Source organism: Hallella sp. (assembly GCF_037460745.1).
Taxonomy (GTDB): domain Bacteria; phylum Bacteroidota; class Bacteroidia; order Bacteroidales; family Bacteroidaceae; genus Prevotella; species Prevotella faecis.
On record NZ_JAXVAE010000155.1, the window covers coordinates 1 to 22,539 of the forward strand.

10 protein-coding genes are annotated in these 22,539 nt (G+C 59.9%); 1 reads left to right on the forward strand and 9 read right to left on the reverse strand.

Annotated elements, in window-relative coordinates; genetic code table 11:
* Positions 1–221: 221 nt before the first annotated feature.
* The 9 genes from WKK33_RS10435 to WKK33_RS10475 all read right to left on the reverse strand — a co-directional run bounded on the left by WKK33_RS10435 (position 222) and on the right by WKK33_RS10475 (position 20,310).
* On the reverse strand, positions 222–1,379 hold the full coding sequence (locus WKK33_RS10435) for a Rid family hydrolase (protein ID WP_337933754.1): 1,158 nt from the start codon (positions 1,377–1,379) through the stop codon (positions 222–224).
* Between the two features lie 48 nt (positions 1,380–1,427).
* A complete protein-coding gene (gene ccsA / locus WKK33_RS10440; protein ID WP_337933756.1) occupies positions 1,428–3,632 on the reverse strand; it encodes a cytochrome c biogenesis protein CcsA in 2,205 nt (734 codons plus the stop codon).
* 94 nt (positions 3,633–3,726) lie between these two features.
* The gene (gene axeA1 / locus WKK33_RS10445) at positions 3,727–5,166 is read right to left on the reverse strand and encodes an acetylxylan esterase AxeA1 (RefSeq protein WP_337933758.1); all 1,440 of its coding nucleotides are present in this window, start codon (positions 5,164–5,166) and stop codon (positions 3,727–3,729) included.
* A 110-nt stretch (positions 5,167–5,276) separates the two neighbouring features.
* On the reverse strand, positions 5,277–9,737 hold the full coding sequence (locus WKK33_RS10450; RefSeq protein WP_337933759.1) for an autotransporter-associated beta strand repeat-containing protein: 4,461 nt from the start codon (positions 9,735–9,737) through the stop codon (positions 5,277–5,279).
* 90 nt (positions 9,738–9,827) lie between these two features.
* A complete protein-coding gene (locus tag WKK33_RS10455) occupies positions 9,828–11,069 on the reverse strand; it encodes a rhamnogalacturonan acetylesterase (RefSeq protein ID WP_337468977.1) in 1,242 nt (413 codons plus the stop codon).
* Positions 11,070–11,100: 31 nt separating this feature from the next.
* A complete protein-coding gene (locus WKK33_RS10460) occupies positions 11,101–12,420 on the reverse strand; it encodes a glycosyl hydrolase family 28 protein (RefSeq protein ID WP_337933761.1) in 1,320 nt (439 codons plus the stop codon).
* Between the two features lie 363 nt (positions 12,421–12,783).
* Complete coding sequence (locus tag WKK33_RS10465; RefSeq protein WP_337933763.1) at positions 12,784–15,534, reverse strand: beta-L-arabinofuranosidase domain-containing protein; 2,751 nt, start codon at positions 15,532–15,534, stop codon at positions 12,784–12,786.
* Positions 15,535–15,810: 276 nt separating this feature from the next.
* Positions 15,811–18,291: a glycoside hydrolase family 127 protein gene (locus WKK33_RS10470; RefSeq protein WP_337933765.1), complete on the reverse strand. Its 2,481-nt coding sequence runs from the start codon at positions 18,289–18,291 to the stop codon at positions 15,811–15,813.
* Positions 18,292–18,348: 57 nt separating this feature from the next.
* A complete protein-coding gene (locus WKK33_RS10475) occupies positions 18,349–20,310 on the reverse strand; it encodes a glycoside hydrolase family 97 catalytic domain-containing protein (RefSeq protein ID WP_337933766.1) in 1,962 nt (653 codons plus the stop codon).
* Between the two features lie 519 nt (positions 20,311–20,829).
* On the opposite strand from WKK33_RS10475, the gene WKK33_RS10480 reads away from it, so the two are divergent.
* Entirely contained in the window at positions 20,830–22,335 is a 1,506-nt protein-coding gene (locus WKK33_RS10480; RefSeq protein WP_287767905.1) for a glutamine synthetase family protein, read from the forward strand.
* The last annotated feature ends 204 nt before the right edge of the window (positions 22,336–22,539 follow it).

The window sequence follows — 22,539 nt, forward strand, 5'->3', positions numbered from 1 at the left end:
CGCATTCTTCTGCAAACTTAGAGAGAAATTCGTTGTTACGCCGTCTGAGGCTAAATTAACTATTCGTTGTGAAAGCCGTCTGAGGCCAGAGCTATTAGATGTGATGCGCACTTCAAATCACTCCAAATGTCGGATGAGCCCTAAAAAGTCCATAGGGTTTCAGCCCGCTTGGTTTGTCTTTTTTTTGTGTCCCTTTATTATCTAATGACGACCGATTTGGGTTAGAACTGCGGATAGTCGCTGCTGATGGCCTTCGTGGCCATGCACTCCATCTCGATGAGCCAGCCGGGGCGGCACACGGGAGCGTTTACCAAGATGAAAGGTGTGGCCTTGCGACCAGCGTTCCCACCAAACTTCTCCTCGAAGAGTTGGTTGACCACGGCGTAGTCGGCTGGGTCGCGCAGGTAGCACACCACCTCGCTCATGTCGTCGAAGGAGCAGTTGGCCTCGTTGAGCAGCGCCTCCACATTCTCCCACATGCGCTCACACTGGCGGCGGATGTCGCCGCGATGCATGATCTCACCCTTGTTGTTGATGCTGGCCGTTCCCGAGATCAGCACATGGCGGCGGTCGCCATAGTCCACATAGGTGCCACGCTCAAAGCTCACCCCATAGTCGCTCGTGCGGTTGAGGTGGTCGGCGGCGTAGAGGTAGCCCATCTGCCCTTTGGCCAAGGGCGTCACGGCGTAGGCGTCCATGAGCGAGAGCACACGTGGGTTGGCGTGGCGCCCTCCGATGCCCGTCGAGGCGATGAAGTGGGTTTGGTCGGTGAGGTTTTGCGTCACAAACACATCGTTGCGCGCCTTCACCACACCAGCGTAGTGGTTGTCGATGTCGTTCACGAAGAACCACGTGCGCACGCAGTTGGCCTCCAGCGTGCAGCCCTCGTTGAGCAGTCGCATCACATACTCGTTGAGCAACAGCTTCGTTTGGCGCTCCGAGTCCTTGGCGAGGTTGCTGCACGAGGCGCTCCATAGCTGGCGGTAAGGGCCGTGGCTCACCTCGTAGAGACCGCTGGGCAGCGCCTTGGTGGCCACGCCTGTCATGAGGATGGCCCACAGCGCCACCTTCGTGCCGTTGGCGGGAGCCTGTTGCACGATCGACACCGCATACTCCGGACTCTCCAGTTCGTAGCTCATCAGCTCGTCGGCCTGGTTGGCGGCGTCGCTGAGGAAGTAGCGCTTAAACACCGTCTTGGCGCCCAGCTCCTTGCGGGTGGCCTTGAACTCCTCGGCCACCAGGCGCAGCTGGTCGGCGTAGGTCAGCGTGCGGCCCGTGTCGGTGAGACTGATCATGACGTGGTGCTCGCGCACTTCCGTGCCGTTGTCGAAGGTGTTGAGTTGTATCTTCGTGAGATTTGAAGACCTGTTGTTTTCCATATTGTTGATTGGTTCTTTTATTGTTGTCGGTAAGAAGGGTAGAGGCTGTTAGGCATAGGAGTGCATTCCACTCAGCAGGTAGTTGACGCCGAAGTAGGTCATGATGAGCGAAAGGAACGCCAGCACCATGAACCAGTGGTAGGGGCGCGGACGTCGGAACGCCGGCAGGCTGCCGCCATGCAGGGCGATGGCGTAGACCATGAACGTGATGAGCGCCCAGGTCTCCTTCGAGTCCCAGCTCCAGTAGCTTCCCCAACTCACGTTGGCCCAGATGGCTCCGATGAAGATGCCTATGCCCATGGCGGCCACGGCGGGGTAGAGGAAGAGCTGGCTGAGCGCCTGCAGCTCGCCTTCGTGGTGACGCATGAGCAGGCCCATGACGGCGCAGATGAACGTGAGCGAGAGCAGCGCGTAGCTCATCATGATGACGCTCACGTGGATGGAGAGCAGGGGCGAGTTGAGCACCGGCATCATCTGGCCGATGGCCGGGTCCATGGCGTTGATGTGGCTCACCAGGAGGAAGAAGCCCGAGAGCAGGAACCCAAACACCATCACGATGCGGAAACGGCGCTGCATGAGCAGGGCGATGGCCTCCACAAACCACGCCAGGAGCAGCATCGTCTCGTAACCGTTGCTCAAGGGTATGTTGCCGCTCACCATCCAGCGCAGCGCCATGGCGACGGTGAGCGCCAGGAACGACAGGCCGAGCAGCGCGGCAAACGTGCCGTCGGCCCACCGGCGACGGCGGGGCGTGATCCAGCGGGCCTCGGTCATGCGGCCCATGATATAGAAGAGGGCGATGAGGCCCAGCGTGAGGTTCACCATGAAGAGCACCGTGGCGAAGGGCACGGCGTTGAGCGCGCGCTCGGCCTGGTAGCGTGGGGCTGAGGGGAGGGTGCGCCCGCCAAAGACGTGCTGGTAGCGATCCATCTTGTTGAGAAACTCATCCACGCGGTCCCAACGGCCGGCAGCCACATCCTGGGCCATCAGCGAGAACACGCTGCGGATGTAGAGCGCCTGCTGCTGGTTCATCGTTTGCGGCAGCGTGTCGGTGGGCGCATACCATGTGGTGACGCCGTGGGGCGTGGTGTAGGGCAACAGGTGGAGCGACGCGGCATGGCGCAGCTCCATGACAAGCATCAGTTTGCGGTCCACGTCGAGGGCCTGCTGGTGCACCTTGTCGGTGTTGCCTTGGTAGTATTCCTCGACCAGTGGGCCCAGGGTGTATTGTCCCATGACGAAGAAATTGGCCATGGCGCTATGGCTTTCGAGGCCCATCTGCTTGCGCAGGGCGCTGCCCTTGACGCGGATGAACGGCTCCGTGGCCCACTCGTTGCCATAGAACAGCCATCCGGCCAGCACCTGGTTGGCCGTCAGCCCCTTGTAGGAACGGGCGCCGTAGACCTTCTTGCAGAAGTCGAGGGCGTAGGTCTCCACCGGGCAGATGCGGTCGTTGTAGAGCATGCAGAGGCGTCCCAGCTTGTCGGCGGTGGCGCGGGGCACGGTGGATTGTGCCCGGCCGCTTGTGGCCAAGGCGAAGAGCAGCAGGCCCATGAGCGCCCCTTTGCGCAGCAGGTCGCTGCGGAGCACACGGCGGTAAGGCCCCTTGGGGTCGACGAGCATGAAGAGCAAGGAGAAGAAAAGCAAGGCATAGCCGGTGTAGGTGACGGGTATGCCCCAGGGGTCGCTGTTCACGGCCAGCACCGTTCCGTGGCCGTCGGCGTCGTAGCTCGCCTGATAGAAACGATAGGAACGGTAGGAGAAAATGTGGTTCATCGACACGCGGCCCCTCTGCCGCTCGTGGCCATCGATCACGGTAAACACCGATTCGTAGTCGGCCGCGGCACTGGTGCCGGCATGATAGGAGGTCTCAAACCGCTGGAGCTGTAGGCTGAAGGGCAACATGGCGTTGCGCATGTCGTGGCCGTCGCCCTCAGCGATATAGGCGTTGGTGGTCTCGCCCTCACGCAGGTGCATCTTGCCCTTGGTGGCGGTGAGGTGGGTGAGCAGTGCGCCCACAAGGATGACGACCATCGATCCATGCAGCATCCAGGTGCCCCAGTGGCGCACATGGCGTTTCAGGAGATAGGCCACGCCCAATGCCGTGAGCGCAGTCCACATCAGGACGAACCACCACGAGCCGTAGATGGCCGTGTGGGCATAGTTGGTTCCGTGGCTGTTCTCCACCATGGTTGCGGTGGCCATCGCCACCAGCAGCGCCACATAGATGAAGCATGTTGTCTTTTTGATCATATCAATCTTTGCAAGCTTTGGCTCAATGCTTTTGCAAAGATACGCAAAATCGACGACTAACAGGCCTGCGCGAGTGGGCTAATTCGACAAATCATCATTTTTGGGTATGGATGTGCGCGGCGATGATCTTGGCCAGTTGGGCCGCTCCCTTGTCGGTGGGGTGTATGCCATCGCGCTGCATCAGGCCTTCGGTGGGCTTGAATTCGGTGTGGAGGTCGATGTAGGCGAGCTTGTTTTTCTTCACCACCCGTTTGATGGCGGGTATCTCGCCATTGACGATCACGCTGTCGGAGATGCCCCAGATGCGGGCGGCCGGTATGGGACTGCACACATAGATCTGAGGTTTAGAGGGCAGGGCGCGCAGCGTGTCGACCATCTTCTGCAGGTCGGCGCCATAGTCGGCGCCATGTATCCAGTTGTAGTCCTTCGAGTCGTTGGTGCCCAGCTTGATGACCACGATGTTGGGCAGGAACGCTTGCGCGTCGGCCCACGCCTGCTCCTTCATGTAAGGCAGGTCGCCCTTGTTCATCAGGGTGCGCGCCGACACGCCGAAGTTCTTCACGTTGTAGTTCTTTCCCAGCAGCCGTTGGAGCACGGCGGGGTAGCCATAGACCTCGCTCATGTCGATGCCCATGCCGTCGGTGATGGAGTTGCCGATGCACGCCACGCGCTGCGCCTGCTCACTTGGCGCGGCGATGGTGGCGAGCCACGCCTTGAGGTCGCCGAGCATCTGCTCGTGGAACGCGAAATTCTTGCGGATTCCATAGCCGTGCCCTCCCGAGGGATAGGCGTAGAGCGCGCAGTTGTTGCCGGCGCGGCGCATGGCTGAGTAGTAGGCCACGCCATTGGTGACGGGAGGCACCACGCGGTCGTCGGTGGAGAGGATCACGCAGGCGGGTGGTGTGAGATGGCGACGCACGCAGGCGTCGTTGCTCCACTGCTGTATGAGGCGCTGGTCTTTCATGCCCTCGGCCCCCAGGAAGTTGGCGCACGATCCCTTATGGGTGACGCGCTCGTCCATCGACACCACGGGATAGAACAGGATGCTGAAGTTGGGGCGTGCTGCCCATGGGGCGTGGGTGCTCACCGCCGATGCCAGGTGTCCGCCTGCCGAGAAGCCCATGATTCCCACGTCGTAGGGATTGACGCGCCATGCCGTGGCCGAGTCGCGCACGGTGGTCATGGCGCGGTAGGCGTCGGTCAGGGGGATGGTGCGGTCGCCCTTGGGCATGCGATACTCCAACACAAAGAAGGCGATGCCCTGACGGTTCATCCAGTCGGCCCACTGGTGCCCCTCGTGGTCGACGGCCAGATGCGAGTAGCCGCCGCCCGGAAGGTCTACGATGGCGCGGCCCGAGGGTTGGGCGGGCAGGTAGGCCGTGAGGCGCGCTCCCTCCGCAAAGGTGATGACAAACTGGCGTGCGGTGGGTGTGGCGGCTGCCGAGGCGGTGGCCGAAACCATTTTGCTGGGCGCTGTGCGCGCTGTGCACGACAGGCACAGGGCCATGGTGAGAAGGGAAAGAATGTGCTTCATGGATGATGGGTTTGTGGGTTATGCGTATGCTTGGTGGTGTGAGTGGTAGGCGCAAAAAGCACAATGGGCCTGGTGAGCAGCGCTGGCGCCACCCATCAGGCCCATCTTCCTTATTGCTTATTCACCTTATAGGTCTTGCCATTCTCCTTGACGACATACACGCCAGCGGGCAGACGGTTGAGGTCTTCGTTGACGCGGCGGCCGTCGAGGGTGAAGATGAGGCGGCGCGAGGTGCCGTCGGCGTTCACGCCATAGATGCCGGTGTTCACGGCGATCTTCAGCACACCGTTGGCGGCGGCCAGCGCGGAGCTGTCCCACATCATGCCGTCGGGCAGTGTGGGCAGGCTCACCTTCGGCTTGCCGCTAAACTTATTGGCGGTCCAGAGCACGATGCTGTCGCCTACGGCAGGTGCGTAACGGTCGCTCAGCTTGACCACTACCGAGTCGTTGAGGGTGAGCGTTCCACCCACCTCGAGGTAGGAGCGGCTGGTTCCGTTGTTGCGGTTGTTGCTGATGGTCAGTTCCAACTTACCCTTCGACAGGGTGATGTTGCCCTCGGTCTTGATGGCGCCGTAGTGGTTGCCAAAGTAGGTGCCGGGAGCCAATGTGCCGCCGTTGACGACGATGCTTTGCAGTTTGCCGCGTCCTTGCACCAGTCCTGAGTCGGTGACGGTGACGCCCGATGTGCCCAGGAGCAACGTCTTGAACGATGTGTCGTCGAGGCGGAGCTCACCCCCGGCGATGGTCACGGCGCCGATGTTGGGCTGGGCGTTGGCGGTAGTGAGCGTCCAGATGCCCGATCCCACCTTGCGCACCTTGGCGTTGGTGATTTGCAGGGTGGTCGTCTTCAGCATATCCTCGTTGAGCGTGCCGATGGTCAGGGTGCCCGTTGTGTTGATGACACCCTCGCCCTTGACGTGACCGATGGCCATCGACCGACTGCCGGCCTGGAACGTTGTGCCCTTGCTCACTTGCAATGTGGCCTTCGGCAGGCCGTAGTTGTTGTTCCAGTCGAAGCTGGGTCCGTAGGTGCTGCGCTGCTCCTGACCCGCAACGACGGTTCCCTCAAATGGGCTCCAGTCGCCGCTGAGCGTGTTGCGCGGACCGGCGGCGTACACATAGAGCGTGCCCTTGCCGAGCAGTTTGCCCTTGTAGTCGCAGCGCGGATCCATCCAGAAGTTGCCAGTAATCTTCTCAGGCACCACGAAGGTTGTGCTGTTGTTGCTGTAAGAGCCCATCGTGTTGCTGTCGTACACCTTGGCTCCGCTGCCGGTGAAGCGCACCGTGTCGGCGTTGACGCCATCGAAGAGGTCGAGTGTTCCACGCTCCACATGGATGCTTCGCAGGGTGCTGGCCGCGTCAAGAGTGAGCGTTCCTGTGCCTCGCTTGGTGAGGGTGTGGCGACCGTTGGTCGACACAATGCCGGTTTTCAGGGTCAGGCGGGCGTTGGCGTCGACGTTGATGGCGCCGTCGGAGCCTGCCAGGCGGATGGTCTGGTTGGTGGTGATGTTGGTCGCTACGCCCAGTTCGCCATTGTCGGACAGTTCGATGCGGTTGTTCACACCGCCCAGTGAGCCATATTCCTGCCCCTCCTTGTTGGCCAACTTCGCCACGTTGAGTGTGCCGCCCATGATGCGTGTGGTGCCCACGAAGCGGTTCTCGTTGTTGAGGGTCACCGTTCCCTCGCCAGTCTTGGTGAGGTCGGCTGTGCCAAGGATGCTGTCGCCACTGAGGGTGTATTTGAGCGTATCGTTGGTGAAGTTGAGCGCTGCCACCGTCACCGGCTCGGTGATGGTGATGTCGCCACGCTCGGCGTTGTCGGTGAAGGTCACGCGGTCGCCACTCACAAACTGGTCTTTCAGTCCGCCCACGGTGAAGTTCTCGGTGTTGAGGAGGTCCCAGTTGCCATCCATGGCGCCCTGCCACTCCACAGCGGCGGCGTCGCGCTGGTCGGCGATGGTGATGAAGATCTTGCCGTTGGCCACGCTCAGGGCGGCCTTCTGGTTGTTGATGCCGTCGATGGTGATGTCGGCTATGTCGCCCTTGATGTCGGCCACGTCAGCCAACTCGTAGGTGCCTGCCTCCAAACGGTCCTTGCCGCTGAGGTAGGTGGGGTGGATCTCAAACACCGGTGCATTGTACTGCGGGCCCTGGCTCCAGTTTTTCTTCTCAATGACGAGCTTCTTGGCCACGAGCTTGTCGGCCTTCTTCGTGTTGTCGTCGATGTCGAATACCACGCGTGAGCCGAAGCCCAGGTGGAGCGAGTCGATCGTCACCATGCCCACATGGTCGGCGCCCGGACGAAGGATGGCGCCATAGTCCATGCTGACGCCGGCCTGGAACGAGCCACCGTCGGAGTTGAGCTCGGCAAAACGGTTGAGCCAAACGTGCGAGTGCTGCATGACGCCATCGAAGCGAAGCGTGCCAAACCACACATCGGTGGGACCCGTGTAGGTCTGCACGGCGGTGGGCATGACGAGCGTGCCGCAGCCCTGCTTGGTGACACGGGTGGCGCCCGAGAAGGCGGCGCCCGTCAGCGTGTGGGTGTAGTAAGAGGTGGTGATGTTGTTGTTGTTGTCGTGACCCTGGGTCCATGAGGGTGCCACATCGAAGAATACCTCGGGCTGGGCGCCCTCGGCCACGCTCACGGTCATGTCGGACGTCTCGGCCATGATGACCTGCTTGCCGTTGAGCGCCGATGAGAGGGTGCCACCGTTCTTGATCTCGGTCTTGCCATTGGTGGCCTCGGGAGGCGGTGCGATGGTGATGCCCTCGAGCTCGCCCACGAAGTAGGACACGTGGGGCGGCTGGTTGTAGCCGTTCATCTGGGTCTGCATGGCGTTGCGATACTGCTTGTCGGTGAGCAGCGAGGCCATGCGGTGCTGGGTGGGAATGGTGGTGGTGTAGATGCGCATGTCGCCCGATTCGGTGCGCGCCACAATCTCCTCACGCCAGTCGCCGAAGATGTCGGCCTGCAGGCACGGTGTGGCTTTGGTGCTGTTGTTGTTCAGGGCGCCAGGCAGGGTGATGGTGCTCTGGTCCTCAAACTTGTGGATGCTGGCGGCATTGTTGTCCTCGTCGAGCAGGTCGCCGTCCCAATAGATGCGGAACACGTTGCCGAACCAATAGCCGTCGGGCAGACCCTCGGCATGCTTGGCAGTGACGGCACTGATGGGCCTGTCGTGGGCCGACGACCCGATGGCGCCCGGCACGCGGTTGGTGAAGTTGGCAAACATGCAACGGCCATCGTCGCCGCCGCCGGCCAAACGGTAGAAGATCTTCGAGGTGGTGGCGTCGCGGTAGTTGTTGGCCGGCCGGGTCTCATTGCAGGCGTACATCTGCAGTCCCTTGCGATAGGGGTCGAACTGTCCCACGTGCTGGGCGTCGCCATGACCGAGGCCTGTGGTCGACAGGCCGTGGCCGTTGTCGTCGATGACCATGGAGCCAAACACAATCTCGTCGCGTCCGTCGAGGTCGACGTCGGCGATGACGAAGTTGTGGTAGCCCTGGCCATACCAGGGTGAGCCGGGGGTGTTGTTGTTCCAACGCCAACGCACCGACAAATGGTGGGTGGCGGGATCCACGTCGAGCGCTATCATCTTGTGGCGGGTGTAGATGCCTCGTGCCAGGAAGATGCTGGGCTTGCGGCCGTCGAGATAGGGGGCGCCGAAGAAGAACTTCATCGAGCGGTGGCCGTAGCCGTCGCCCCATGCGGCGTTGAGGTCGCTCTCGCCACTCTCGAAGCGTTTCAGGGGGAACTCCTGCACCACGTAGGGCTTGCCCGTCTGGCCGTTCATGTAGACCAAGAACTCGTCGCCTTTGCTGAGGAAGTTGTAGACGCCACCGCGATAATCCTTCGTGGCGTCGCCAACGGTGTAGGTAGTGCCGTCGGCCATGTGGATGACGCTGCCGTCTTGCAGGCGGGCCACACACTCGGCCTTGCCGTCGCCGTCCCAGTCGTAGGCCATGATGTTGATCTCATTCTGTTGGAAATCCCACATGTTGGGGCCGCAGTCGATCCACCAGAGCAACGTGCCGTCGAGTTTCTGCACCTCGATGCGTGCGAAGTCGGCCTGTGAGGTGTTGTTCGGGTCTTGGCCGATGAAGAGCTGTTTGGTGATGAGCTCCATCTCGCCGTCGCCGTCCACGTCGCCAATGGTGGCGTCGTTGGGCTCATACTGGTTGGAGATGTCGGTCTTTCCGTCGTTCGAGATGCGCTTGGGCTTCTTCACCTCCAGCCATCCGTTGGCCAGGCTGAGGCCCTTCTTGCTGTCGGCCGACGCCTGTCCGGCGTGCACCGCCTTCACGGTGTATTGGCTCTCGAGCGTGCCGTTGGGGTCGGTGAAGTTGGAAACGGTGAGCGGTTGGTCGTTGACCTTCACACCGTCGCGGTAGAGATCGTAGGTGGTGGCGTAATACTCGTCGGCGTTGATGCGCCAAGAGCAGTACATGCCGCCATTGCTCTTCACGGCGATGAGACCTCGGTCGAGGTTGTCAAACTGGCGTTGGGCGAAGCCTGCCAGCGAGCTCATGGCCATCAGGAATGTGGCTGTGATGATTCGTTTGTTCATATCTGTGTAGCTTGTTTCTTGTTTTCTGTAAAAAGGTAGTTGTTCTATTCGTCAGCTGCATGTTCTCTGTGGCGCAACATGCGGATGCGGTTAGTTGCCGTCGGGCTTGGCCGTCTCGAAGATGGGCGCGGCGTACCACACGAAGGTGTCGGGGTTGTCGGGGTGGGCGGGCGAGTAGTCGCGCCAGTCGGAGCGCAGGTGAGCGGCCAGCGGAAGGCCGAGCTGCCTGATGCCCTCCACCACCATCTTGGCCACCTCGTAGGCACCATAGGGGTTGAAGTGTGTGTTGTCGGCCAGCGGTTGCTCCTGTCCGGGGAACGTGTGGGCGGCGTAGTGCACCAGCGCCCGTGTGCTGCCCTCATAGCCGAGGGTCTCGAAGAAGGTGCGGGTCATGTTGTGCAACTCGATGACGGGCACTTTCTCGCGCTGGGCCACGGCCCGCATGGCGTCGGGATAGTCGCCGTGGGTCTCAAGGATGTGCTGGTGGGTGTTGTCGAAAAAGCGGCGCTGTGTGGGGGTGCAGAACACCACGATGCCGCCCTTCTGGCGCACACGGTCTATGAACACCTTGAGGTTATGGCTGAAGTTGTACCATGCGCCGGCTCCGGCGTTGCGCTCCTTCTGGTCGTTGTGGCCAAACTCGCAGAACACGTAGTCGCCACGGCGCAGGTGGGCCATGATGTAGTCGAGGCGCCCTTGGGCCAGGAACGAGCCGGCGGTCAGTCCGCTCTCGGCCAGGTTGCACACGGCCACGCCCTCGTCCCACCAGCGTGGAATCATCTGGCCCCATGAGGCCCAGGGCTCACGGCTCTGGTCTACCACGGTTGAGTTGCCGCAGAGAAACAGGGTGGTGGCCGTGGTGTCGCGGTCGATGACGATGCGGCTCACGGCGGGCGCCGACCCATTGAACTCGAAGGTCAGACGGTCGTCCCAGTGGAGGTAGTCGCGCTCACGATCCTTGATGCGCACGCTGTGGCGGTCGTCGATGCGTGTGCTGCGCTTGTTGACCACGAAGCTCACCGTGCGCAACTCGCGGCGACGGGTGGCCACGGGCTCCACCATCAGTCGGCGACACTCGGCCCTGACGGTGGTGACGGCGGCCTGGCGACGGCTGCCGAGGGTGACGCTGACGCGATAGTTGCCATCGGGCACCTTCACGCTGAAGAAGAACGGGGCCTTGCTGCCCTTTGTGGGCGATGCCACCACGTCGTAGCCGAAGCCCGTGGCGTCGGTGTAGCGCGGCTGGGCCTGCGTCAGGTCGAACTCGAAGTGCTGGGCCTGGGCCTGCAGGGAGGCCATCAGGCAGAGCGCATATAATAACAGGTGTCTCATGATTCGATGGGATAGGAAGGGGTGGAGTGGGTCAGAGCTTCTTGCCGTTCACCCTGACGCCGTTTACCTTGGCGCTGGGAATGATGGTGGGGTCGAACGCTCCGCGCTTGTTGTTGATGTCGATCGTGGAGAAGGTGAAGTCGTGCAGGCGGTACTTGTCGCTCAGGCCCACGTCGAAGAAGTTGTTGCAGTCCATGTGGATGTCGCGGATCTGTATGTCGCGACACTCGGAGAGGGGCATGTCGGCGCGGTCGGCGGGCTTGAAAAACTGGGTCCACGGGCGCACCACGAGGAACGATCCCGTGCGGCCGGTGATGTTCTCCACGCTGACGCTCTCGTAGCGTTGGGGCGTGTCGGGGCGCATCTTGAGCCACAACACACGGTTGGCGTTGTTGGCGTGGCAGTGGCGCAGCACCACGTTGTGGTCCTCGATGCTCTCCGATCCGAGCGTCAGGCAGCCGTGCACGGTGCCGTAGAGGCAACGCTCGATGAGGATGTTGCGGTTGGGACCGTTGGTAGAGTCGCGGTCGGCCCACGTGCCCTTGCCGCCCTTCAGCGCCACGGCGTCGTCGTTGACGCTCATGTAGCATCCGCTCACCAGCACGTCGTGGCACACGTCGATGTCGATGGCGTCGCTCGATGGGGCCTTCAGGCCCTCGGTGGGCGAGGTGATGTGGGCGTTGAGGTAGCGCACATGGTGGCAGCGGTAGAGGTGATTGGTCCAGAACGGACTATTGGTAAGGTGGATGTTTTGCACGGTGACGTGGCTCGAACGCGAGATGTAAACCAGTCGGGGGCGCTGCTCATCCTTGTTGGTGCACTGGGGATTCCACTGGCGGCGCAACCAAAACTGGCGCCAATAGTGGTGGCCGTTGCCGTCGATGGTGCCGGGACCGGCGATGACGAAGCCGTCGAGGCCGTCGGCGTTGATGAGGGCGGTGTAGTAGGTGCATGTCTCACCCTCGATGCGTGTGGTGCGAAGGTCGAAGTCGGCTATGCGGTCGGAGCCTTTCAGCCGGCCTCCCTCCTCCACCTGCAGGTGGGTGCCTTGGCGGAAATACAAACTGCCTGAGAGGAACGTGCCACGCGGCACCACCACCACGCCGCCGCCCTCGCTGGCGCAACGGTCGATGACGCGCTGCAGGGCTTGTGTCTGCACCTGGGTGGAGTCGGTCGACACGCCGTAGTCGGTCACCACGTAGCGACGTCCCAACTGGTTGAGGTCGACCTGTGTGGTGTCGGCGAACCAAGGGTCCATGGGCGTTCCGTCGGGCCACAGGGCTTTCTTCTTGGCAGCCGACAGGCTGAGTGTGGCGATGAGCGCCAGGCAGAGTGTGAGGAGTCTTCGCATGCTATTGGGTTTTCGGAACGGCCGGTTTTGAGCCGGGTAGATTGGGTTTCTATGGTGCAAAGGTACACTCTTTCTCCTTAATATGTATAGAACAATTTGATATTCTGCCTTTAATTTTTGACCTTCCTATGACCATGAGCCGTTGCGACCCGACTTATGCGTATCTCGGAAGGCGCTAATGCGTTTGCTTTTTCCAAGCCAATAATGACAAACAAACGGCAAGGCGGTACATGCGTTTGTTTGCGTTGGGAGAAAAGTTTCGGTGCAACGATGCAATTCGTGGTGCGTCGTTGCAACAGGGGTGATTAGGGAAAATGTGTTCGTTGGCCAACGGGAAGGTGTTGGCCAACGAACACATCATTATCAGTTGGCTGGCATGGCGGCGCGCAGACCTGTGAGGCCGCGGCGGATGAGATCCTTGGTGCCACTGCCGTCGTTCACATAGTCTCTCACCATTTCGGCATAACCCATGGCGTCTTTCAGGCGCTGGGTGGGCGCGGCGATGGCGCGTGCCGCCTGCAACGCCTCGAGAAGTTCCTTGAGGTCGGCAGGTTCGGCGAGGTTGCCGGGGCGCATCATGCTGAGGGCGGCGTTGAGCTCGCTCGCCACCACGGCGCCATTGCCCTTGTGGTTGGCCACAAACGCCTTGGCGGCCTCATAGCGCGAGCGCATCTCGTCGATGCCATTCTTGGCCCAGGGCGCAAACTCAGGAACCTTCTTCTCCATGGCGTCCCACGCCTGCTGCTCAGCCAAGCGCTGCTCAGCCACACGCAACAGTTCGGTGAGCGTGGTGGTGTCGACATACGCCGTGTCCTCGATGGCGCCGTCGATGCGGAAGTAATGGGTGATATGGCGGTCGGCATCATAGTCGGGCACAAACGACAGGCGGTCGGCGTCGGCCTCACTGCTCAGTGTGGCCTCGTCCCATGAGCGCACATCCTTGGCGGCCATGACGAGCGGGCCGTTCATGAAGGCTGCCGCCCACATGGGCTTATACGACTGTTTGCGCGTGATGTCCATCTTGTCGGGGGTGAAGTCGAGATGGCGTGTGAAGGGCATGTTGACCACCACACTGTCTCCCTTCTGCCAGCGGCGTGCGTCGATGGTGACGTAAGAGCCCGGCTGGTAATGGTCGGCCAGTTCCTTGCCGTTCACCTGAACGGAGAAGCCGGTGGTGGCCCAATAGGGCACACGCAACTTCATGGTGAACGTCTTCTTGCCCTTCTCCACACGGACGACGGAGCGCTGGGCGGGGAACGTGCAGTCCTGGCGCAGCGTCAGGCCCTGCCATGTGGCGCGTGTGGGCAGGTAGAGCGCCACCCAGAGGGTGTCGGCGGCGGTGAAATAAGCCGCCTCCTGGTATTTCACGTGGTTCTCGGCGCCCGTTCCGCCGCAGCAGGTGGCTTGCGGAGTCTCGTTGCCCCACGGCTTGCTGGCGTTGAGGCCCACGGCATATTGGTAGAGCACGGCATACTCGTGGGGGTTCACCGAGCCCACCAACTGGTTGTAGAGCACGCGCTCATAATAGTCCATATAGCGCGCATCGTTGGGATGGTAGGCGTTGAGGTCCTTGGTCAGCTTGGCCAAATTGTAGGCGCAGCACGTCTCATTGATGTCGGGTCCGGCGGGGTTGGTGGCCATGCTCACCATCTGCTTGTAAGGCTGACGGAACATCTCGCCATTGCCCACGCCACCCATGGCGTAGCGGTAACGGCCCTGCACCAGGTCCCAGAAGTTGTCGGCGATGTGCCAGTAGTAAGGGTTGGCGTTGGAACGATAGGAGCGCAGCGCACCCACAATCATGGGGATGTGCTGGTTGGCGTGGCGGTCGCGGATGGCGTCGATGCCGCGCGACAACGGCTCGTAGAAGGCCGGTGCGTCGAAGAAGTTGGCGGCCTCGATGAGATGCGCCTTCTCCGTCTTGTCGGCAACCATCTCCGACAGGCGGGCGAGCGACTCCTGCATGCCTCCCACCTCACCGGCGATGTACATGTTCCACATCTCATAGCGGTTGCCCGGCTTGGCGCGGCGCTCAGCCTGTGTGCCGTCGGTCTTCACGTAGGTGCGGTAGTGCAGTCGGTTCCACACCCAGAGGCCCATGTCCTTGGCAATGACGAGCGCCTTGGCGGCGAGCTTCTTGTCGTCCACGAGGTTGGCGATGTCGATAAGTCCGGCCAGTTGTTTATGCACGGTGTAGTAAGGTGCCCACACGCCCTCTTCGTTGTTGTAGGGCGCGTAGCGCTCAATGAGGGCGCAGTGTTGGGCGGGAATGGCGTTGATGTATCCGTAGCCGTAGTGGGCGCAGTCGGTCTTGTAACGATCGAAATCCTTCCATGTGCCGCCCAACTGTCGGAGCTCGCTCTCGGGCGCCAGGTCGCGGGCCTCGCGGTAACGGCCCAGCTGCTTGTCGTAAACAAACGTCATCTCCTGGCATTGGCGCATCTGGTCGACCACATACTGTATGTTCTTCTTGAGTTGCTGACGCTTTGCCTTGTCCGTGCAACTGGCGTAGGCCATGGCCATGGCCGAAAGGTAATGGCCCGTTCCGTGGCCCTTGAGCTTCGTGGTGGGCGAGTCCCATCCGTCGCTCACGGGATAGCCGTCGGTGGGCAGTCCGTAGGTGTCGCGGTAGTTGTAAACCTGTTGGCGCGGGTCGAGCGTGAGCAGGTGGTCGATGTCGAGGTCGCGGTTGTGCGTCAGGCGGTTTTCTCCAATGAGCTGCACGCTCCCCAGGGGCAACGGCTCAGCCACGGGCTTGGGCTGCGGAACAGGAGCCTCGGTGGCCACCACGCTCACATGGGCAGAGATGGGGAATCCGGCGGCCGTCTTGTTGTCGCCGATGATGTAACCCTGCACAACATAGGATGAGCCGGCAGGATACTTGTTGGCGTCGGCAGCCGCCTTCTCGGTCTCGAGTGCGGCGTTCATCCATTTCACCTGTCGGTATTCGCCGTGTCCATCAGCGTAGGTCACCCAGAGACGGTAGGGCAGCATAGGCACCTTTCCGACAGTGGTAGTGACTGCCACGGGAGTAACGGTCTTGATCTTTGCCCGCTGGGCGGTCGCCGTAAGCGAAGCCATGAGGCAAAAGGCTATCAGAGTTTTCTTGTTCATAAAGATGGAATATGGTAGAATAAATTTGTCTTAGCAGTGTCCACATTCGGCACAAACCGATGCAAACCGTTGATGCAAAGGTAAGCTTATTTGTTCAATAATAACACGCCATACACTATATTTGGACTGCTTTTTATATGATTTGGACGGTATTGTCATTGAGCAGGGTTTCCATCAAGCCTATGAACCAATGAGCCCATTAGGCTTTGAAACCTAATGGGCTCATGCGGTATGGTGGTATTGGCTTAGCCGTTTCGCTTCACGTGACTTGGTAGATTACTTCACGCTCCACTCGAACACGCCGGCTGAGAGGCGCTCGTTGATCTTCACCTCGAGCTTCATGGCGGTGGTCTTCACCGGCTTGAAGTTGACGGTGCAGGCGGCACCCTTCTCCACCGGATAGGCGTCGGCGTCCTCCACGGGCTGCCACTGGCCTTGCGCATCCTTGTAGTAGAGCTTCCAACTGTCGGGCACTGAGCAACCGCCCCAAGGCTGGTCGTCGAACCAATACACCGTTGAGCTCTGCACGGTGGCAGCCTCAGGGAAGGTGTAGCTGATCCACTCGGTGGTGTTGTTCTTGGGCCACCAGTGGGTGTAAGGAATCGAACGGTCTGTGGCGTCCTTCGGAACCAGGCGGTCGTTGATGCTCTGCAGCGACGGCAAACGCATGGACGACTCGATCTTGCTCTGGCTGGCGAGCGTGGCGGGCTGCGAGGGATTGGTGGCCTTCAGGTCTTGGGCGAGCCACACCTTCATGTCGCCGCCGCCACGGTGAGCCCATGCGTAATAGGGGATGAGGGTCAGCGTAACGTCCTTGGTGGTGAGTTTGCCGGCCTTGTCGAACGCCAGGGTCTGTGCGTCGGTGGTCAGTGTGGTGAGCGTCTGTCCACGCCAGTCGACGAGCTTGGCCTTGCTTGCCTCAGGGATGAAAGCGTCGAGGGTCTTCGTTCCGAGCTTGAACGACGGATTCTGGTTGACCAGCACCTCCTTGATGTCGAAGTTGTTGTCGGGCCACTCGGCACAGTACACCAGCGGGCCACGCTCCACCTCGATCATGCCACGGTCGGCCTCCACCTTGTTGTTGGCGCGTACGGTGCGCGGCTCCATGTCGAAGTGCACCTGCACCTTGTCGCCCTTCTTCCACTTGCGGCTGATGGTGTAGTAGCCATCGGCAGTAACCTTGCCCTCAACAGCCTTGCCATTGACGAGCACCTTGTATCCCAGGCGCTTGGTGTCGGAGTAATAATAGAGGTTTGAAGGCACCGGCTGGTTCTTCAACCAACCCGGAACGCGGATCTTCATGCCGAAGGCGCCGCCACCCTTCACCACCGACACGGTGATGTCGCCATTGTAAGGATAAGCCGTTTGCTGGCTTACGGTGACGCTCTTGCCACCCACCTTCATTGTGGCGGTGTTGGCCAGGAAGAGGTTTACGTAAAGATTGTTGTCCTTAACGGCATAAACATAGCCTGGCAGAGAAGGAATAAAGCGGCAAATATTGCTGGGGCAGCAAGCGCAACCGAACCAAGGCTGGCGCTGGTGCTGGCCCATCGACTCCAACGGGTTGGGGTAGAAGAAGCCACCACCGTCGAGGCTCACGCCACTGATAAGGCCGTTATAGAGAGAGCGCTCGAGCACATCGTAGTACTTACTCTCGCCATGGAGCAAGAACAAACGATAGTTGACGTAGACATTGCCGATAGCGGCGCACGTCTCACAGTAGGCGCTCATGTTGGGCAGGTAATAGTTGGGACCGAAGGCCTCGCCCGATGCCGTAGCACCGATGCCGCCCGTGATATACAGCTTCTTGGTGACGATGTTGTCCCAGATGCGGTCGATGGCGTGGATATAGGCCGAATCGCCTGTGAGGGCGGCCACATCAGCCATGCCGGCATACATGTAGGCGGCACGCACGGCGTGGCCCACGGCCTCGTCTTGCTCCACCACAGGCTTGTGGCTCTGCGAGTATTCCTGCTTGATGGAAGTCTTTCCGCGATAGTCGAGGAAGAATTTGGCCTCGTCTAAGTATTTCTTGTTGCCTGTGGCGAGGTAGAGACGGCAGAGCGCCATCTCGGCAATCTGGTGGCCCGGCACCACACAAGCCTGCCCCTTTCCAGGTCCGACCTCCTTTACCACGCAGTCGGCGTAGCGGCAGGCGATGTCGAGGAACTTGCGGCTTCCTGTGGCCTGCCAGTGGGCCACGGCGCCTTCCACCATGTGTCCGAGGTTGTAGAGCTCATGGCTGAGGTCCTCCTCCTTCGACCAGCGGGTCTTTCCGGCCCATGAGTGAGGGTGGGTGTAGTTCTGCGTGCGAGCCGTGTAGAGGTATCCATCGGGCTCCTGCGCCAGTGCGATGATGTTGAGCACCGAGTCGATGTAGCCCTTGAGCTTGTTGTCGGGGAACGTCTGGAGGATGTAGCTGGCACCCTCGATGGTCTTGTACGGGTCGGTGTCGTCGAACGAATAGGGCATCACCTTGTTCACATCAACATTGTCGGCGTGGGTCTTCATGTTTTGCGCGGCACGCTCAAAGTTCTTGTAGCGTCCCTCGCTCTCACACTTTGAGAAAGCGAGCGGAATGGTAATCTTACGACTTGCCTCAAGGCGCTGTCCCCAGAAGCTCTGGGCAGGCACCTTCACCTGTGTGAAAGGCACGGGCGTGATGGGATAACCCGCCGCCGCGTTTTTCTTCTGCGCTTGTGCGGGAGCGGCGAGCAGCGTGGCTGCCGCCAGTGTCACGATGATGGAATGTCTCATGATTTGTTTTATGTTTTTATGTTATTGTTGTCGTTACGGATAGTTCTCCACGGCCTGTTACCTTGTGGCCGGTGCGATGACCATTACGAAACCGCCGCCCGATGCCATGTGGATGGCGAGGCTGTCGGCTGCCGACACCTGGCGCGCCTCGAAGCGATGGTCGTTGGCGTTGCGGTCGGCGTTGATGCCGTCGGTGAGCAGTGTGGCCTTGAAGGCTTGTCCGGCGGGCAGGAAATTGAGGTTGATGGTTACGTCGCGCTCATCCCAGTTGGTCAGTCCGCCAATGTAATAGATGTTGCCTTTTTGTCGCAGCGTCACGATGTGGCTACCCATCTGGCCCTCGATAATGGTCGTCTTGTCGAACACGGTGGGCAGGCTGGCGAGGAAACTCGTGAACCGCGGCTCACGCTCATAGCTTGTAGGCACATCCGAGAGCATGGTGAGCGGCGAGTCGTACACCACATATTCGGCAGCCTGATGGCAGCGTGTGCCTTGGCTCATGGGCTTGGTGTAGGAGGCGAGCCAATCCTTTCGTGTACCGTTGCGCAAAGCGCCCGGCGTGAAATCGACACTGCCCGACTGCATGCGGATGAAGGGGAACGTCACGTCGTAGAGCGGATGGTTGTTCTTCAGCGAACCCCACTTCACCTCTTCCATGCCAAACACGCTCTCGAAATTGAGCACGTTGGGGTAGGTGCGGTTGAGTCCCGTGGGTGTGTAGATGCCGTGGAGGTCGAGCACGAGGTGATGGCGCGCGCAGGCGTCGGCCAGTCGATCCACCATCTCAAAGGCCGTTTGGTCGTTGCGATCGAGAAAATCGACCTTGAATCCCTTCACGCCCATCTTGGCGTAATGGCTGCAAGCCTCCTCCAGTTGCTCATCAATGACGTTGAACACCGTCCAAAGGATGATGCCCACATGGCGCTTGTTGGCATAGCTGATGAGGCGGGGCAGGTCCACGTCGGCGATGGGATGCATGATGTCGCCCTTGTTGGAGTCGTACCATCCCTCATCGAGGATGATGTATTCGAGCTTGTGCTTCGCTGCGAAGTCTATATAATATAAATAGGTGTCGGTGTTGATTCCGGCGCGAAAATCCACCCCTTCGAGGTTCCAATCGCTCCACCAGTCCCAGCTCACCTTACCCGGCTTGATCCATGATGTGTCGCCGATGCGGTTGGGCTCAGCCAGGGCATACACCATGTTGGCCGTGGGCATGTCGGCATCTTTCTCGCTGATCTGCATGATACGCCAGGGATAGACGCGGGCGCCCTTGGATGTGGCGATGTAATTGGCCGTCTCGGCCACGTAGGTCATGCGGCGCCAAGGATGGTAGTCCATGCGTGTGGGGTAGGGGGCGAAGAGCGCGTTCAATGAGCCCTTTCCGTCGGCCTTGACCCACATGCCCGGATAGGCATGGGCGTCGCTCTCGAGCAGCGTCACCTTGGCCTGTCCACAGTCGACGGTGGCCGGCAGGAACGAGGGCACGGTGCTGATCGTGTCGAGCGTGGTGTCGTGGTAAATGTTCTGGAAAGCCATTTGGAACGGGTTCTTCACGTTGGTCGATGGCGAGAGCCACGCGCGTCGGTTGTTGCCAAACTGGTACTGGGCCGACTCGTTCTTGACAACCGTTTCTCCCGTGCGTGTGGTATAAAAGCGGTAGGCCACCCCCTCGTTGGAGGCTACGACGCGCAGCCCGAAGCCCGTGGGTGCGAGCAGATCGAGCTGGTTGGCCTCAAAGCGGAACTGGCGCTGGCGGTAGAACGGCGCGTCGATGGTATGGCTGGCCTTGGTGCGCTTGGCCTTTACGCCCTGGTCGCCCTGGAGCGCGGCCTGGCCGTCGTTGAGCAAAAGATTGATGTTCGCGCCCTTGAGGAGCGTGTGTCCGTCGAGAGCCACGGTGATTGTGGCGCCCTTATCGAGGTTTACGGTGGCTGAAACGCGCCCTGAAGGCGATTTCACTTGGTAGCTCTTGGCTTGCATGGCGAAAGGCCAAACGGCAGCCACGAGCAGTAGCATTGTTTTCAAAAAATGGCGCATAGGCTTGGTTGGTGATTGCGTTTTAGTAGGCGGTATTTACCCCGCTCTTTTGCAAAGTTACTCATTTTTTGTGCTTTATAAGTGTAAAAAACGTACTAATCTTGTTAAAATAGTACCGATCTATACGATTTTACTATTTTTATAGACGGTTTTGTTAGGAAGTATCAAGGAAAAAGTGTATTTTTGCACCATCAAATTTTATTTGGTTTATTTATTAGGTAGTACGTTGCAAAACATTTAGGTAACCCGTCCGGAAGCGTCCGAGGCGGGTCCTTTTTTTTATATAAGGAGCGAATAGTTTGACATCGGCGAGAAATAAAGCATTTAAAATTTTGAGCGTATCAAGTTATTAGCTATATTTGCAACGAATAAGCCACTCACGGCCCATTGGCGATAAGCTGATGCCCCACACCATGGCGCGCTATCGGCCGTAGAGGCTACGAACCTGGAAAATCACAATTAACAATACCTTAAACAACCCTTTAAACAACCGTTACTATGAACAGCGACGAACTTTTGCTCAATGCCAACGAGATGGTGGCTTATTTGCAGAAACCCGCAAGCGAGTTTACCAAGGCCGACATTATTAACTTCATCCGTCACAACGACATCCGAATGGTGAACTTCATGTATCCCGCCGGCGACGGAAAGTTGAAGACCTTGAACTTCGTCATCAATAACCTCAACTATCTTGAGACCATCCTCACCTGTGGTGAGCGCGTCGACGGATCGAGCCTTTTCTCGTTTATCAGTGCTGGCAGCAGTGACCTTTACGTCGTTCCGCGTTTCCGCACCGCATTCATCGACCCGTTTGCCGAGGTTCCCACGATTTGCATGCTGGCCTCGTTCTTCGATAAGGACGGCCGTCCGCTGGAGAGCTCACCCGAGCACACCCTTGCCAAGGCCACTCGCGCCTTCACCGAGGTGACCGGCATGGAGTTCCACACCATGGGCGAGTTGGAGTACTACGTGATGATTCCCGACGATGGCACCTTCCCCGCCGTCGACCAGCGCGGCTACCACGAGTCGTCGCCTTTTGCCAAGACCACAGCCTTCCGCACCAAGTGCATGGACTATATCGCACGCACGGGCGGCCAAATTAAGTATGGCCACTCGGAGGTGGGCAACTTCCAGCAGGACGGATACATATATGAGCAGGGCGAGATTGAGTTCCTGCCCGTCGACGCACAGACCAGCGCCGACCAACTGATGATTGCCAAGTGGGTGATTCGCAACGTGGCCGCCGAGATGGGCCTGAACGTTACGTTCGCTCCGAAGATCACCACCGGCAAGGCCGGATCGGGTCTCCATATCCACATGCGCATCATGAAGGACGGCAAGAACATGATGATCCGCGACGGTCGCCTGAGCCCCGAGGCTTGCACCATGATTGCCGGAATGATGGACGTGGCTCCCGCCATCACCGCCTTCGGCAACAAGAACCCCACCTCTTACTTCCGTTTGGTTCCTCACCAGGAGGCTCCCACCAACGTGTGCTGGGGCGACTGCAACCGCTCAGTGCTCGTCAGAGTGCCGCTGGGCTGGACCTCCAACAGGGACATGTGCAGCATGGCCAACCCGCTCGAGGCTGAGAAACACTTCGACACCTCGCTCAAGCAGACCGTGGAGATGCGTTCTCCCGACGGCTCAGCCGACATCTATCAGCTCATCGCTGGCCTGTGTGTGGCATGCCGCCACGGCTTTGAGATGCCCGACGCCCTGCAGGTGGCCGAGAAGACTTACGTGAACTATAATATCCACGACGCCGAGAACGCCGACCGCGTGGGCGCCCTGGCTCAGTTGCCCGACAGCTGCGAGGCATCGGCCGACTGCCTGGAGAAGCAGCGTGCGGTGTTTGAGCAGCACGGTGTGTTCAGTCCGGCCATGATCGACGGCATCGAGGCTCAGCTCCGTGGCTTCGCCGACCGCACCCTTCGCAGCGACATCGCTGGCAACGACCAGGAGATGGAGAAGCTCGTGAAGACGTTCTTCCATTGCGGATAACCCCTATTCCCCCAGCGCTCATGCATGGCGTCGCAACGGTTTTTGGCGACGCCGTGCCAATGAGCATCCATGCCCTCCAAGTGCTTATCGTGAGGGCATGCCCCATCAAGCGGCTGTTTTGCAGCCGTTTTTTTTAGGATCCATTCATAATCCCAAATTAGTACTGATGCGATAAAATCGCATAGTTATTAAAATTCATCAAAT